This window comes from Mycobacterium sp. 1164966.3 (genome assembly GCF_001665395.1).
Taxonomy (GTDB): Bacteria; Actinomycetota; Actinomycetes; order Mycobacteriales; family Mycobacteriaceae; genus Mycobacterium.
On sequence record NZ_LZSG01000001.1, the window covers coordinates 321,118 to 334,469 of the forward strand.

Genomic DNA, 13,352 nt, shown 5'->3' on the forward strand with positions numbered 1-13,352 from the left:
GAATTCATCGCGCGCCACCCTTTTCGCCGACCAGCACCATGGCGTCATCCAGTTCGCGGACGTCGCTGGTATCCCAGGGCTGGGCCCAGCCGGCGACGTCGAGCACCGCAGAGATCACCTGGCCAGTGAATCCCCATACCAGCATTTCGTTGAGGAGAAACGCCGGTCCGGCCCATCGTCGACCGAGAGCGCTGCGGTACACCGTCAGCCGGTTGGCCGGATTGACGAAGGCGCGCACCGGAACCCGCGCCACGATCGCGGTTTCCGCCTCGTTGACCACCGACACCGGCCCGGGGTCCGGTGAGTAGGCCAATACCGGGACGACATGGAACCGAGAGGGCGCAATGAACGTCCGTTCCATCGTGGCCAGCGGATGCAGCCGGGACGGATCGATTCCGGTTTCCTCGTGCGCCTCGCGCAGGGCGGTGGCTACCGGTCCGTCGTCGCCGGGGTCGGATGCGCCGCCGGGAAACGCCGCCTGACCGGCATGATGCCGCAGGGTCGAGGCCCGCACGGTCAGCAACAGGTCGGCGTCGTCGGGCAGGCTGCCATCGGGGCCGGTCTGGGGGCCGGAGAACAACACCAGCACCGCGGCCTCGCGATCGTTGCCACGAAGCGAAGCCACCGATGACATAGCCCGGGCCGCGGTCACCATCGCCAGCACATCGGCGGGCAGCCGGCGCCGGAACGCGTCGGGAATCTGGCCGACGTTGTCCACCAGTGGACGCAACCACGGCGGGCCGGCCTCAGGCGTCAGGGAAGCCGCAGCATTCACCGGCGCCTCCGTCGCGTTCAGGCCGTTTCACGGCGCTCTCATTGCGCGTCATTTCTTATTGGGGTCCGACTGCAGCCGCGATCTCATCGGCAGAGTCGAAGGCTCGCGGCAGCGTCTGGGCAACGCTACCGTCCGGCCGCAGCACAACCGTCGCGGGCATCACGTTTGCCACCGCCAATGTCGCCGCCACCCGCCGGCGACCGTCCTGCAGGGTGGGCAGCCGCACATCGAGCTCCGCCAGCCGCAGCAACGCTGCGGTCTCGTTCACGTCTTGATGCACGGTCACCACCAGCACGTCCGCCCCGACTCGGCGCTGGTACTCGGCCATGGCCGGCAGTTCGGCCCGGCACGGCACACACCAATACGCCCACAGGTTCAGGACCACCCGACGTCCGGCCAGCGCGCGGGCCACGTCGACGGCCGAACCGTCTGCCGCACACTCCACCACCACACCGCGCAATGCGGGGGGGCCTAAATCGCTCCCGGCGGCGGGACACGACGGCAGGTTCGCACGCTGGCGGGGTTCTGCCAGCGCCGCGGGGGTGTCCGCGTCGCGGTGTTGACGGTCGGCACCCGGCCGCGTCGTGCCGGCCCTTGGGGAGTCGTCGTGCAATTGCGCCACCAGCGCCGCCATCAGCGCCGCCACCACCGCCAGGATCGCTATGGTCCAGCGGGTCCTTACGGTCAAAGTCGCCCGCCCTGCTGCTACAACCCGGCCAGCGCCAGCAGATGTTCGGTTTCCGGACCTTGGACGAGCGGAGCCGCCAGCAGCGGTTCGGTGGGACCGAGGCCGAAGGAGGGGCAGTCTTTCGCCAGCACGCATACCCCGCACGCGGGTTTGCGGGCGTGGCACACACGGCGGCCGTGAAAGATCACGCGGTGGCTCAACAGGGTCCACTCTTTGCGCTCGATGAGTTCGCCGACCGCGTGCTCGACCTTGACCGGATCCTCCTCGGCGGTCCAGCGCCACCGGCGCACCAGGCGTCCGAAGTGGGTGTCGACGGTGATGCCCGGGATCCCGAATGCGTTCCCGAGAATGACGTTGGCGGTCTTGCGGCCCACCCCGGGCAGCGTCACCAACTCTTCCATGGTGGCCGGTACCTGGCCGTCGAACCGTTCGACCAACGCTTGCCCCAGGCCGATCAACGAGTTCGCCTTGTTACGGTAGAAACCAGTGGGACGGATGAGGTTTTCCAGCTCGGCGCGATCCGCCTGCGCATAGTCCAGCGCCGTCCGGTATTTCGCGAACAACGCCGGCGTCGTCAGGTTCACCCGTTTGTCAGTGCTCTGCGCCGAGAGGATGGTGGCCACCGTCAACTCGAGCGGCGAGGTGAAGTCCAGCTCGCAGTACACATGCGGAAACGCTTGCGCCAGTGCGCGATTCATGCGTCGCGCCCGTCGCACCAAGCCAACTCGTGTTTCCTTGGACCAACGTCGGGCCAGCTCTGCGCCAGGTGTCGCCGGCCTCGGCTTGGTGCGGCCGGACGACTTTGCCGTTGTCACCTACGACAGAGTACTGATTTCGTGATCTCGCTGAGACCTTGGCCATGTTTACTCTCCTTGTGTCGTGGTTGCTGGTGGCCTGCGTTCCAGGGCTGCTGATGCTGGCGACGCTCGGGCTCGGGCGGCTGGAAAGGGAACTGACCACCGACACCGTCACGGCGACGGACGTCGACGAGTTTCTCGAGCACGCCGAGGCCGTGGACGTCCACACGCTGGCCCGCGAAGGTATGCCGGAGGCGCTGGATTATCTGCACCGGCGCCAGGTTCAGCGACTCGCCGAATCACCGGCGCCCGGCGCCCCTTCCAGGCCGCGCCACGACGCGTTGTTGTTTGCCGGCGATTTCCGCACACCGGGTGAGTCCGGCCTGCCGATACGAATGGACGCTCGCTCCAGGATTAATCCGCAATTTAGGGAGACTCGAGACGTCAATCGTGTGTAGCGTTGGCACGTCGAACCGATTGGCCTACCTTTAAACGCGTGTCACTCGTAACAGGTCGGGCTGCCCGTATCACTTTGTTGGAAAACTGAAGAGGCAACGTGGACGAGGTCTTGGCAAGGGCAGGGATCTTCCAAGGGGTTGAGCCCAGCGCAGTCGCCGCACTGACCAAACAACTGCAACCTGTCGACTTTCCGCGTGGACATACGGTTTTCGCCGAGGGAGAGCCCGGCGATCGGCTGTACATCATCGTCGCGGGGAAGGTCAAGATCGGCCGCCGCTCGCCGGACGGTCGGGAGAACCTGTTGACCATCATGGGGCCGTCGGACATGTTCGGCGAATTGTCGATATTCGACCCGGGGCCGCGGACGTCGAGCGCGACCACCATCACCGAGGTGCGCGCGGTCTCGATGGACCGGGATGCGCTGAGGGCATGGATCGCCGACCGTCCCGAGATCGCCGAGCAGCTGCTGCGGGTGCTGGCCCGACGGCTGCGCCGCACCAACAACAACCTGGCCGACCTCATCTTCACGGATGTACCCGGTCGAGTGGCCAAACAGCTGCTGCAGCTGGCCCAGCGTTTCGGCACCCAGGAAGGTGGCGCGATGCGGGTTACCCATGACCTCACGCAGGAGGAGATCGCGCAACTCGTGGGCGCCTCACGGGAGACGGTGAACAAGGCGCTGGCCGACTTCGCCCACCGCGGCTGGATCCGCCTGGAGGGCAAGAGTGTGCTCATTTCGGACTCCGAGCGCCTAGCCCGCCGAGCGAGGTAAGCTCGGCGCCTCGCGCCTCAGACTAGGCAGCAACCGAGCGAGAATCTCAACACCGAGCGAGGTAAGCGCGCGCCGATCAACCGCGCAGATAGTTCAGCTGTACCTGCACCGACCACTCGGCGGCGTCCCACAGCTTCTCGTCGACGTCGACATAGACGTGTTCGACGACCTGACGGACGCCGGCGTCGTCGCCGAGCTCCCGCAGCGCCGCGCGCACCTGCTCCAGGCGTTCCTGACGGTGCATCAGATAACCAGAAGTGACGGCTTCCAGGTCGGGCAAATCCGGCCCGTGCCCGGGCAACACGGTCCTGCCGCCCAAACCGCGCAGCCGGCGCAACGACTCCAGGTAGTCACGGAGGTCGCCGTCTTCCTTGTCGAAGACGGTGGTGCCGCGGCCCAGCACACTGTCGGCGGTCAGCACGGCGTCGTCCAGGAGGAACGACAGGGAGTCGGCGGTGTGGCCGGGGGTCGCCAGCACCGTGATCTTCAGCCCGGCCGCGTCGATCACCTCGCGGTCGGCAAGCGCGACGCCGCCGCCCCGCAGGAACTTTGGATCGGCGGCGCGTACGGGTGCGCCGGTCAGCTCGACCAGCTTGTCGATCCCGTCGGTGTGGTCGCCGTGCCGGTGACTGATCAGCACCAGCGCGATCCGGCCTAACGCGGCAATCCGGGGAATGTGCTCTTCGTCGTCCGGGCCCGGGTCCACGATGACCACCTCGTCGCTGCGCGGGCCGCGCAGCACCCAGGTGTTGGTCCCGTCCAGCGTCATCAGACCCGGGTTGTCGGCCAGCAGCACCGATGCGGTTTCGGTGACAGGGCGCAGCCTCCCGTAGGCGGGATGCGTGAGCGCCTCGACCGGCTCGGCTGATCCGGACATCGGATCTCAGCCGACCTCCACGATCAGCTCGATCTCCACCGGTGCGTCCAGCGGTAACTCGGCCACCCCCACCGCCGAACGCGCATGCGTGCCTCTGTCGCCGAACACCTCCGCAAGCAGGTCCGAGGCGCCGTTGACAACGCTCGGCTGGCCATTGAACCCCGGCGCCGAGGCGACGAACCCGACGACCTTGACCACCTGGGTAACCGTGTCGAGACCCACCAGCGCGTCCACCGCGGCCAGCGCGTTGAGTGCACATATCCGCGCCAGCGCTTTGCCTTCTTCAGGAGTGATGTTCGCGCCCACCTTGCCGGTGCGTGCCAGCTTTCCGGCGTCGAACGGCAATTGGCCCGCCGTGTAGACCAGGTTGCCGGTGCGCACCGCCGGAACATAGGCGGCCAGCGGTGCCGCGACCTGCGGCAGCGCGACCCCGAGTTGCCCAAGACGGGCCAGCCAGGACGCTCCGGAATTCATGGCGGCCGCTACTTGGGGCGCTTGAGGTATGCCACGTGCTGCTCGCCGGTGGGCCCGGGTAGCACTGCCACCAGCTCCCAGCCGTCGGAACCCCACTGGTCGAGGATCTGCTTGGTGGCGTGCGTGAGCAGCGGAACCGTGGCGTACTCCCACGCGGTCGGTTGGGTCATGCCGCGAGCTTATCGGGCGGTCATGACCAGCTCCGGCCAGGCCTAGCCGGCCCAAGCCCTCGGGCTAAAGTGCGATGGTGGCAACCACATCTAGCGGCAGTCATTCCGTCGGCTGGCCGGCGCGCTTGTCGAAGGCTCGCTTGCACTTTGTAACCGGCAAAGGCGGTACGGGAAAGTCGACCATCGCGGCCGCGCTGGCCCTGACTCTGGCCGCGGGCGGCCGCAAAGTGTTGCTCGTCGAAGTCGAGGGTCGCCAAGGGATCGCGCAGCTCTTCGACGTGCCGCCGCTGCCCTATCAGGAACTCAAGATCGCCACTGCCGAGCGCGGCGGCCAGGTCAACGCTTTGGCGATCGACATCGAGGCGGCGTTCCTGGAATACCTCGACATGTTCTACAACCTGGGCATCGCGGGCCGGGCGATGCGCCGGATCGGGGCGATAGAGTTCGCGACGACGATCGCACCCGGCCTGCGCGATGTACTGCTCACCGGCAAGATCAAGGAGACCGTCATACGCGTCGACAAGAACCGGCTGCCGATTTATGACGCGATCGTGGTCGATGCGCCCCCGACGGGGCGCATCGCGCGTTTCCTGGACGTCACCAAGGCCGTATCCGATCTGGCCAAGGGTGGCCCGGTGCATTCGCAGGCCGAGGGTGTGGTCAGGTTGCTGCACTCCGATCAGACCGCCATCCACTTGGTGACCCTGCTGGAAGCGCTGCCGGTGCAGGAAACTCTGGAAGCCATCGAGGAGCTGGCGGAAATGGAACTGCCGATCGGCAGCGTGATCGTCAACCGCAACATCCCGGCGTACCTCGGGCCCGACGCTCTGGCCAAGGCCGCCGAAGGAGACGTAGACGCGGACTCGGTGCGGGCCGGCTTGGCATCGGCCGGAATCACGCTGGCCGACGGCGATTTCGCCGGTCTGCTGACCGAGACGATCGAGCACGCCACCCGGATCAGCGCGCGCTCCGAGACCGCCCGTCAACTCGACGAGTTGCAGGTATCGCGACTCGAACTGCCTACCATTTCCGACGGCGTGGATCTGGGCAGCCTGTACGAACTTTCCGAATCGCTTGCAGAGCAAGGGGTTCGATGATGACTCATCAGCCGAAGTCTCTCGACATGGCCGCAATCCTGGCTGACACCTCCAACCGGGTGGTGGTGTGCTGCGGCGCGGGCGGTGTCGGCAAGACAACCACCGCGGCCGCGATGGCGCTGCGGGCTGCCGAATACGGCCGCACAGTGGTCGTTTTGACTATCGATCCCGCCAAGCGTTTGGCACAAGCTCTGGGAGTCAACGATCTTGGCAATACTCCGCAGCGAGTGCCCCTAGCGCCGGAGGTTCCAGGCCAGCTTTACGCGATGATGCTCGACATGCGCCGCACCTTCGACGAAATGGTGGTTCAGTACTCCGGACCTGAACGGGCACAAGCGATTCTGGACAACCAGTTCTATCAGACCGTCGCCACATCGCTTGCCGGCACGCAGGAGTACATGGCGATGGAGAAGCTGGGTCAGCTTCTGGCGCAGGACCGTTGGGACCTGGTGGTGGTGGATACCCCGCCGTCGCGCAACGCGCTGGACTTCCTGGACGCGCCAAAACGATTGGGCAGCTTCATGGATAGCCGTCTGTGGCGGCTGCTGCTGGCGCCTGGCCGGGGCATCGGTCGATTGGTCACTGGCGCAATGGGATTGGCCATGAAGGCGATGTCGACGATTCTGGGTTCACAGATGCTCGGCGACGCCGCGGCGTTCGTGCAATCACTTGATGCAACATTCGGCGGATTCCGCGAGAAGGCGGACCGCACGTACTCGTTGCTGAAACGGCGCGGTACCCAGTTTGTCGTCGTGTCCGCGGCCGAGCCCGACGCGTTGCGTGAGGCATCCTTCTTCGTCGACCGGCTATCCCAGGAAGGCATGCCGCTCGCCGGGCTCGTCCTGAACCGCACCCACCCGACATTGTGCTCACTGCCGGTCGAGCGGGCGATCGACGCGACCGAAACGCTGGAGTCAGAGCATGCCGACTCCAGCGACACCCCGCTGACGGCGGCTGTGCTGCGGATTCATGCCGACCGCGGGCAAACCGCCAAGCGGGAGATACGGCTGCTATCACGATTCACCGGCGCCAATCCGCACGTGCCGGTGGTCGGAGTTCCGTCGCTGCCGTTCGACGTGTCTGACCTCGATGCGCTGCGCGCCCTCGCCGACCAGATCACTTCGGTGGGCGAGGATGCGGGCCGCGCAGCGGCCCGCTGAGAAGCCGGCCGATCAGCAGAAGTCGGCGAGGATGCGGGCCGCGCAGCGGCCCGCTGAGAAGCCGACTGAAATCGCCAGTTCTCTTAGCGCACAAACGAATTCGGATCCAGACCCGAGCGCTGTAACAGAAATGTAATGAGGAGTGCTCAAACCGAAGCCGTCTCAGGCCATCACCGCGGATGCACCGACGAAATCACCCCACGCTGCGGCTACGCCTCTTGTCGAAGAAGTCCGCCCACGACACGACCTCCGGGTGTTGCTTGAGCAAAGCCCTGCGCTGGCGCTCGGTCATGCCACCCCAGACGCCGAACTCGACCTTGTTGTCCAGCGCGTCTGCGCCGCATTCCTGCATCACCGGGCAGTGACGGCAGATCACTGCGGCTTTGCGTTGAGCAGCCCCTCGCACGAACAATTCGTCGGGATCCGTTGTCCGACACAACGCCTTGGAAACCCAGGCAATTCGTTCTCCTGCGTCAACGGCGCGAAGCGTGGTGTTGACAGCAGACAAATTCGTCCTGCGCGCTCCTGGGCGTGTTGCTGACACGGGCCGCTCCCTTCCTCCCAGCCGCCATTAGCGGCCGCCCTCCCCGGGTGCAGACTCTGCTGCGATCTACGCCACACTGTGCACCGCGGTGTTACCTACATCTCACCGTGTGTCTAAGTTAGGTGGTCAGGGGCCAATTGCGCAACAGTCTTATAACGGTTTTTTTGGGACGAGCGTGCCGTCTGAGCGACTACGGAGGCTTCCACTCCGGATGGTGTAGCCACTAGCTGCGGTTTGAACACCGTCACTTGCAAAATTTTCTGCCGACTTTTCTCTGACCCGCGGCACCGTTCGGGCCGGTATGCAGGGATTTGTAGGCATGAGGACATAGCGCTGTCGCCAGAGGTGGATACTGTGGACCCATGTCCGATCGTCCCCCAGTTGCGCTGACGCTGTTGAAGCTCGCTGGGTGCTGCTTACTCGCCGGCGTTGTCGCCACCGCGCTGATGTTCCCGGTGGCGGGCGGTCTAGGGCTGATGTCCAATCGCGCCTCCGAGGTGGTGGCCAACGGCTCGGCGCAACTTCTCGAGGGGGCGGTGCCGGCCGTGTCGACGATGGTCGACGCCAAAGGCAACACCATCGCGTGGCTGTATTCGCAACGCCGGTTCGAAGTGCCCAGCGACAAGATCGCCAACACCATGAAGCTGGCGATCGTCTCAATTGAGGACAAGCGGTTCGCCGAACACAACGGCGTCGACTGGAAAGGCACCTTGACGGGGCTGGCCGGGTACGCATCCGGCGACGTGGAAACTCGCGGTGGATCGACGATCGAGCAGCAGTACATAAAGAACTACCAGTTGTTGGTCACGGCCCAGACCGACGCGGAGAAGCGAGCAGCCGTCGAAACCACACCGGCGCGTAAGCTGCGCGAGATCCGGATGGCGCTCACGCTGGACAAAACCTTCACCAAGCCGGAGATCCTGACCAAGTATCTGAACCTGGTGTCCTTCGGCAACAACTCATTCGGCGTGCAGGATGCGGCGCAGACGTACTTCGGTATCAACGCCTCCGAGCTGAACTGGCAGCAAGCGGCTTTGCTGGCCGGCATGGTGCAGTCCACCAGCACGCTCAACCCGTACGTCAACCCCGAAGGCGCCCTGGCGCGGCGGAACCTGGTCCTGGACACCATGATCGAGAACTTGCCTGCGGAGGCGGATGCCCTGCGCGCCGCGAAGGCCCAGCCGCTGGGCGTTTTGCCGCAGCCCAAGGAGTTGCCGCGGGGTTGCATCGCGGCCGGCGACCGCGCGTTCTTCTGCGATTACGTCCAGGAGTATCTGTCTCGCGCCGGAATCAGCAAGGAGCAGCTGGCCAGGGGCGGTTACAAGATCATGACCACGCTCAACCCCGATGTGCAGATCCCGGTCAAGGCGGCTATCGACAAATTCGCCAGCCCGACCTTGCCCGGCATTTCCAGCGTGATGAGCGTAATCAGGCCTGGCAAGGACACCCACCAGGTTCTCGCGATGGCCAGCAACCGCAAGTACGGCCTGGACATCGACGCCGGCGAAACCATGCGGCCGCAGCCGTTCTCGCTGGTAGGTGACGGTGCGGGGTCCGTATTCAAGATCTTCACCACTGCAGCGGCCCTGGACATGGGCATGGGCATCAATGCCACGCTCGAGGTGCCGGGCCGGTTCCAGGCCAAGGGCATGGGCAGCGGCGGGGCCAAGGGCTGTCCGAAGGACACCTGGTGCGTGATCAACGCCGGTAAATACGGCGGGTCGATGAATGTGACGGACGCGCTGGCCACCTCGCCCAACACGGCGTTCGCCAAGCTGATTCAGCAGGTCGGAGTGTCGCGCACGGTAGACATGGCCATCAAGCTCGGCCTGCGGTCGTACGCCAATCCCGGCACCGCTCGCGACTACAACCCAGACAGTAACGAGAGCCTGGCGGACTTCGTGAAGCGGCAGAACATCGGTTCGTTCACCCTCGGACCGATCGAGGTCAACGCGCTGGAGCTGTCGAACGTCGCGGCCACCCTGGCGTCGGGGGGTGTGTGGTGCCCACCCAACCCGATCGACAAGCTGATAGACCGTAACGGCAATCAGGTCGCGGTGACGACCGAAACGTGCGAACAAGTCGTGCCCGAGGGGTTGGCAAACACGCTGGCCAACGCCATGAGCAAGGACGCGACGGGCTCCGGCACGGCGGCGGGTTCAGCCGGTGCGGCAGGCTGGGACCTACCGATGTCTGGCAAGACCGGCACCACCGAAGCGCACCGGTCCTCCGGATTCGTGGGCTTCACCAGCCACTACGCGGCGGCGAACTACATCTACGACGACTCGACCTCGCCGACAGATCTGTGTTCGGGCCCGCTGCGCCACTGCGGCGAGGGTGACTTGTACGGAGGCAACGAGCCGGCCCGCACGTGGTTCACCGCCATGAAGCCGATTGCCACCATGTTCGGCGAGGTGAAGCTGCCGCCGACCGATCCCCGCTACGTCGAGGGTTCACCGGGTTCACGGGTGCCCAGCGTCGCCGGTCTGACCGTCGAGCTGGCCCGGCAGCGCATCACGGAAGCGGGTTTCCAGGTGGCCCAGGAAACATCCTCCGTCAACAGCTCCGCAAAGGCAGGCGAGGTGGTCGGAACGTCGCCCAGCGGCCAGACCATCCCGGGATCGATCATCACCATTCAAGTCAGCAACGGCATCCCGCCGCCACCGCCGCCACCGCCGGAGGGCGCGCCGGTACCGATCGGGTCGCAGGTGGTGGAGATTCCGGGATTGCCACCGATCACCATCCCGCTGTTGGCACCCCCGCCGCCGCCACCACCGGGACAGCCGCCGCCATAACAATGGGCTCTTTCGAGGGTCGTTCGAGGGCCTGTGTCGTGGGACATGCGTATGTAGTCGGCGACCGGCAGTAGGCTGCCTGCATGGCTGTTTTGCCCGTGCTGTTACGGACCGGTGCCGTCGCGCTCGGCTCGACCGTCGCCGGAATTGGATATGCCGCGATTGTCGAGCGCAACGCGTTCGTCCTGCGTGAGTTGACCATGCCCGTGCTGTCGCCAGGCTCCACCCCGCTGCGGGTGCTGCATATCAGCGATCTGCACATGCTGCCCAATCAGCGCCGCAAACAGGCCTGGCTGCGCGAGCTGGCCGCGTGGGAGCCCGATCTGGTGGTCAACACCGGGGACAACCTGGCCCACCCCAAGGCCGTGCCCGCCGTCGTCCAGACGCTGGGCGACCTGCTGTCCCGGCCGGGCGTGTTCGTATTCGGCAGCAACGACTACTTCGGCCCGCGGCTAAAGAACCCGATGAACTACCTGACCAACCCCGGTCACCGCGTCCGCGGTGAGCCGCTGCCCTGGCAGGACTTGCGGGCGGCGTTCACCGAACGCGGCTGGCTCGATCTGACGCACACCCGTCGCGAGTTCGAGGTGGCCGGACTGCACATCGCCGCCGCGGGCGTGGACGACCCGCATATCGAGCGGGACCGATACGACACCATTGCAGGCCCCGCGAGCCCGGCCGCGAACCTGCGGCTGGGGCTGACGCACTCGCCTGAGCCGCGAGTGCTGGACCGCTTCGCCGCCGACGGCTACCAGCTGGTGATGGCCGGCCACACCCACGGCGGTCAGCTGTGCCTGCCCTTCTACGGCGCCCTGGTAACCAACTGTGGCCTGGACCGGTCGCGGGCCAAGGGGCCGTCGCGTTGGGGTGAGAACATGCTGTTGCATGTCTCGGCGGGAGTGGGAACATCTCCGTTCGCGCCGGTGCGATTCTGCTGCCGCCCGGAGGCAACCTTGCTGACCTTGATCGCCGCCCCGATGGGTGACCGGGATTCCAATAGCAACCTGAGCCGTTCGCAGCCAACAGCATCGGTGCGTTGACCGATCCGACCCAAATCGCGGTCCGCAGCCTGCCGCGGGCATGGACCGAAAACGCCATCCGGCTGATCGAGGCCGACGCCCGTCGCAGCGCCGACACGCACCTGCTGCGCTACCCGCTGCCGTCGGCCTGGTCCACCGAGGTGGACGTCGCGCTCTACCTCAAAGATGAGACGACGCACATCACCGGCAGCCTCAAGCACCGCCTTGCGCGTTCCCTGTTTCTCTACGCGCTGTGCAACGGGTGGATTGGCGAGGGCACCACAGTGGTCGAGGCGTCCTCTGGTTCCACGGCCGTGTCCGAGGCCTACTTCGCCGCGCTGTTGGGCCTGCCATTCATTGCCGTGGTGCCCGCCGCTACCAGCGCCGCCAAGGTAGCGCTCATCGAATCACACGGTGGCCGTTGTCATTTCGTGCAGAATTCCAGCAAGGTCTACTCCGAGGCGGTCCGCGTCGCCCAAGACACCGGCGGCCATTACCTGGACCAATTCACCAACGCCGAGCGCGCGACCGACTGGCGCGGCAACAACAACATCGCTGAGTCGATCTACGCCCAAATGTGCGACGAGACGCATCAGATACCGGAATGGATTGTGGTGGGCGCGGGCACCGGCGGCACCAGCGCGACGATCGGCCGCTACATCCGCTACAAGCGTTATCCCACCCGGCTGTGCGTCGTGGACCCCGAGAACTCCGCGTTCTTCCCCGCCTACACCCAAGGTCGGTACGACATCGTCATGCCGACCTCATCGCGGATCGAGGGTATCGGCCGACCGCGGGTTGAGCCTTCGTTCCTGCCTGGCGTGGTCGACCGGATGGTCGCGGTGCCCGACGAAGCGTCGATCGCGGCCGCTCGCCACGTCAGCGCGGTCCTGGGCCGTCGCGTGGGACCCTCGACTGGCACCAATATGTGGGGAGCTTTCGGCCTGCTTGCCGGGATGGTCACCGAAGGACGCAGTGGGTCGGTGGTCACTCTGCTCGCCGACAGCGGCGACCGCTACGCCGACACCTATTTCAGCGACGAGTGGGTCGCCGCCCAGGGACTAGACCCCGGCGCGCATGCCGAGACGTTGGTCGTGTTCGAACGCTCATGCCGCTGGGGATAGTGCGCGTTTGGCCGGGTGGGTGGGGCCGCGATAGGCTGTCGTGGCTTTAATCGGGGTGTGGCGCAGCTTGGTAGCGCGCTTCGTTCGGGACGAAGAGGCCGTGGGTTCAAATCCCGCCACCCCGACTCGCGTCATCGCCATTAGAGGGCTGGGCACGCCCGGCGAACGACCAAATCCCTTGCCGCGGCGTTAGAACCAGACTCTTCGCCCCGCCACGGGCCGCCCGACGGCACCGAGAATCCACAGAATCACGCCGACGAGCACCAGGATGCCGCCGATGGTGTACAGAATGCTCAGGCCGGTGAAATAGCCGACCACCAAAAGAATGATGCCGAGAATAATCACGTCGCGACCCTCCTGCTGAAAGCTCTAATTTGCTGGTTCGGCTGGTATACCCGGCTTCTCAGCTCTCCAATCGTGCTGCCGCAGCGCCCTCCGCCGTGGATTCGGACCCTTGGGCCACTACGGGCCTAGCTGTCACGTCATCCTGTGCAGCTGAAACCCGGGCGATTTGCCCGCGTGGCAAGTCCCCCGCTGCGGTTTGCCGCGGGGGCCAACAAAAGGGTCGCGACACGATCTCAGATGCATACCTTTTGCCGGA

The 13,352-nt window shown here is 65.7% G+C and carries 15 protein-coding genes and 1 tRNA gene; 8 read left to right on the forward strand and 8 right to left on the reverse strand.

Annotated elements, in window-relative coordinates; translation table 11 throughout:
- Positions 1–4 precede the first annotated feature (4 nt).
- Genes A9W99_RS01470 through nth form a run of 3 tightly spaced genes read right to left on the reverse strand, consistent with a single transcriptional unit; the run spans position 5 to position 2,218 of the window.
- Positions 5–796 (reverse strand): CoA pyrophosphatase, encoded by a 792-nt coding sequence (locus A9W99_RS01470; RefSeq protein WP_172828784.1) that lies wholly within the window; start codon positions 794–796, stop codon positions 5–7.
- A 34-nt stretch (positions 797–830) separates the two neighbouring features.
- Positions 831–1,463, reverse strand: coding sequence for a TlpA disulfide reductase family protein (locus tag A9W99_RS01475; RefSeq protein WP_067372251.1), 633 nt, complete (start codon positions 1,461–1,463; stop codon positions 831–833).
- A gap of 17 nt (positions 1,464–1,480) precedes the next feature.
- Entirely contained in the window at positions 1,481–2,218 is a 738-nt protein-coding gene (gene nth, locus A9W99_RS01480; RefSeq protein ID WP_172828785.1) for an endonuclease III, read from the reverse strand.
- A gap of 104 nt (positions 2,219–2,322) precedes the next feature.
- On the opposite strand from nth, the gene A9W99_RS01485 reads away from it, so the two are divergent.
- Both A9W99_RS01485 and crp read left to right on the forward strand, forming a co-directional pair.
- Positions 2,323–2,718, forward strand: coding sequence for a hypothetical protein (locus A9W99_RS01485; protein WP_082929753.1), 396 nt, complete (start codon positions 2,323–2,325; stop codon positions 2,716–2,718).
- Between the two features lie 98 nt (positions 2,719–2,816).
- On the forward strand, positions 2,817–3,491 hold the full coding sequence (gene crp, locus A9W99_RS01490) for a cAMP-activated global transcriptional regulator CRP (RefSeq protein WP_067233956.1): 675 nt from the start codon (positions 2,817–2,819) through the stop codon (positions 3,489–3,491).
- Positions 3,492–3,567: 76 nt separating this feature from the next.
- On the opposite strand, the gene A9W99_RS01495 is transcribed toward crp, so the two are convergent.
- Genes A9W99_RS01495 through A9W99_RS26370 form a run of 3 tightly spaced genes read right to left on the reverse strand, consistent with a single transcriptional unit; the run spans position 3,568 to position 5,012 of the window.
- The gene (locus A9W99_RS01495) at positions 3,568–4,368 is read right to left on the reverse strand and encodes an MBL fold metallo-hydrolase (RefSeq protein WP_067372261.1); all 801 of its coding nucleotides are present in this window, start codon (positions 4,366–4,368) and stop codon (positions 3,568–3,570) included.
- Between the two features lie 6 nt (positions 4,369–4,374).
- On the reverse strand, positions 4,375–4,842 hold the full coding sequence (locus A9W99_RS01500) for a RidA family protein (protein ID WP_067372263.1): 468 nt from the start codon (positions 4,840–4,842) through the stop codon (positions 4,375–4,377).
- Positions 4,843–4,850: 8 nt separating this feature from the next.
- Positions 4,851–5,012: a DUF4177 domain-containing protein gene (locus tag A9W99_RS26370; RefSeq protein ID WP_156622880.1), complete on the reverse strand. Its 162-nt coding sequence runs from the start codon at positions 5,010–5,012 to the stop codon at positions 4,851–4,853.
- Positions 5,013–5,086: 74 nt separating this feature from the next.
- Between A9W99_RS26370 and A9W99_RS01505 the strand changes: the two genes are divergently transcribed.
- Positions 5,087–6,109 carry an ArsA family ATPase gene (locus A9W99_RS01505; protein ID WP_067372266.1) on the forward strand — a complete coding sequence of 341 codons (1,023 nt, stop codon included), beginning with the start codon at positions 5,087–5,089 and terminating at the stop codon, positions 6,107–6,109.
- Entirely contained in the window at positions 6,109–7,269 is a 1,161-nt protein-coding gene (locus tag A9W99_RS01510; RefSeq protein ID WP_067372269.1) for an ArsA family ATPase, read from the forward strand. The genes A9W99_RS01505 and A9W99_RS01510 overlap by 1 nt, the downstream gene beginning before the upstream one ends.
- A 193-nt stretch (positions 7,270–7,462) precedes the next feature.
- Here A9W99_RS01510 and A9W99_RS01515 read toward each other — a convergent pair whose 3' ends face one another.
- Entirely contained in the window at positions 7,463–7,813 is a 351-nt protein-coding gene (locus tag A9W99_RS01515; protein WP_067372272.1) for a WhiB family transcriptional regulator, read from the reverse strand.
- 362 nt (positions 7,814–8,175) lie between these two features.
- Between A9W99_RS01515 and ponA2 the strand changes: the two genes are divergently transcribed.
- The 4 genes from ponA2 to A9W99_RS01535 all read left to right on the forward strand — a co-directional run bounded on the left by ponA2 (position 8,176) and on the right by A9W99_RS01535 (position 12,876).
- Positions 8,176–10,608 carry a transglycosylase/D,D-transpeptidase PonA2 gene (gene ponA2, locus A9W99_RS01520; protein ID WP_067372275.1) on the forward strand — a complete coding sequence of 811 codons (2,433 nt, stop codon included), beginning with the start codon at positions 8,176–8,178 and terminating at the stop codon, positions 10,606–10,608.
- A gap of 83 nt (positions 10,609–10,691) precedes the next feature.
- Positions 10,692–11,648, forward strand: coding sequence for a metallophosphoesterase (locus A9W99_RS01525; protein WP_067372278.1), 957 nt, complete (start codon positions 10,692–10,694; stop codon positions 11,646–11,648).
- Positions 11,645–12,751 (forward strand): PLP-dependent cysteine synthase family protein, encoded by a 1,107-nt coding sequence (locus A9W99_RS01530; protein WP_067372280.1) that lies wholly within the window; start codon positions 11,645–11,647, stop codon positions 12,749–12,751. Before A9W99_RS01525 ends, A9W99_RS01530 begins: the two co-directional genes overlap by 4 nt.
- 51 nt (positions 12,752–12,802) lie before the next feature.
- A tRNA-Pro gene (locus A9W99_RS01535) sits at positions 12,803–12,876 on the forward strand.
- A gap of 64 nt (positions 12,877–12,940) precedes the next feature.
- Here the strand turns inward: A9W99_RS01535 and A9W99_RS26375 are convergent.
- Positions 12,941–13,096 (reverse strand): hypothetical protein, encoded by a 156-nt coding sequence (locus tag A9W99_RS26375; RefSeq protein WP_156622881.1) that lies wholly within the window; start codon positions 13,094–13,096, stop codon positions 12,941–12,943.
- Between the last annotated feature and the right edge of the window lie 256 nt (positions 13,097–13,352).

What these genes read in the sequence shown, in the direction of transcription:
- A9W99_RS26370 (WP_156622880.1), bottom strand. Translation starts at nt 5,012, where the DNA reads ATGACCCAACCGACCGCGTGGGAGTACGCCACGGTTCCGCTGCTCACG.
- A9W99_RS01505 (WP_067372266.1), top strand. Translation starts at nt 5,087, where the DNA reads ATGGTGGCAACCACATCTAGCGGCAGTCATTCCGTCGGCTGGCCGGCG.
- ponA2 (WP_067372275.1), top strand. Translation starts at nt 8,176, where the DNA reads ATGTCCGATCGTCCCCCAGTTGCGCTGACGCTGTTGAAGCTCGCTGGG.
- A9W99_RS01500 (WP_067372263.1), bottom strand. Translation starts at nt 4,842, where the DNA reads ATGAATTCCGGAGCGTCCTGGCTGGCCCGTCTTGGGCAACTCGGGGTC.
- A9W99_RS01495 (WP_067372261.1), bottom strand. Translation starts at nt 4,368, where the DNA reads ATGTCCGGATCAGCCGAGCCGGTCGAGGCGCTCACGCATCCCGCCTAC.
- A9W99_RS01510 (WP_067372269.1), top strand. Translation starts at nt 6,109, where the DNA reads ATGACTCATCAGCCGAAGTCTCTCGACATGGCCGCAATCCTGGCTGAC.
- A9W99_RS01485 (WP_082929753.1), top strand. Translation starts at nt 2,323, where the DNA reads ATGTTTACTCTCCTTGTGTCGTGGTTGCTGGTGGCCTGCGTTCCAGGG.
- A9W99_RS01525 (WP_067372278.1), top strand. Translation starts at nt 10,692, where the DNA reads ATGGCTGTTTTGCCCGTGCTGTTACGGACCGGTGCCGTCGCGCTCGGC.